Genomic DNA, 574 nt, shown 5'->3' with positions numbered 1-574 from the left:
CCCTTCTTTCTGCATATCTAACATAGCCTGAACATGAACAGCCATACTTGCCTTAGATTTCCTTACATATTCTTCAGGATTTTCAGTACGTAATACTTCCCCTTTCTCTAAAGTAAAGCCTACTGGAAGGTATCCATTTAATGGATCATGCGCGGATGTCTGATCCGTTACAATGTCTGGAATAAAGCCACGTTTAATCATTTGAGGAAGCACTTCAGCTGCATTTCCAACTAATCCAATAGAAAGCGCTTTCTTTCCTTTTTTTGCTTCTTTAGCTATTTTAATTGCCTCGTCCAAACTTTCTACCACAATGTCACAATAGCGTGTTTCAATTCGTTTTTCGATGCGTGTTCGGTCAACATCAATTCCAATGACCACGCCACCTGCCATTGTAACGGCTAATGGCTGTGCTCCACCCATCCCACCTAAACCTGCCGTTACAGTAATGGTACCTGCTAAGCTACCATTAAAGTGTTGTTTCGCACATTCAGCAAATGTTTCGTATGTACCTTGTACAATACCTTGACTTCCGATATAAATCCAGCTACCAGCTGTCATTTGCCCATACATCATC

Annotated in this window: 1 pseudogene; it reads right to left on the bottom strand. The window is 41.3% G+C overall.

Features of this window, described 5'->3' with window-relative positions:
* Positions 1–574, bottom strand: a pseudogene (locus tag POF52_RS31010) (urocanate hydratase); the annotation flags it as partial.

The organism is Priestia sp. AB (assembly GCF_028369225.1).
Classification (GTDB): Bacteria; Bacillota; Bacilli; order Bacillales; family Bacillaceae_H; genus Priestia; species Priestia megaterium.
This window is presented reverse-complemented; position numbering and strand designations above follow the sequence as displayed.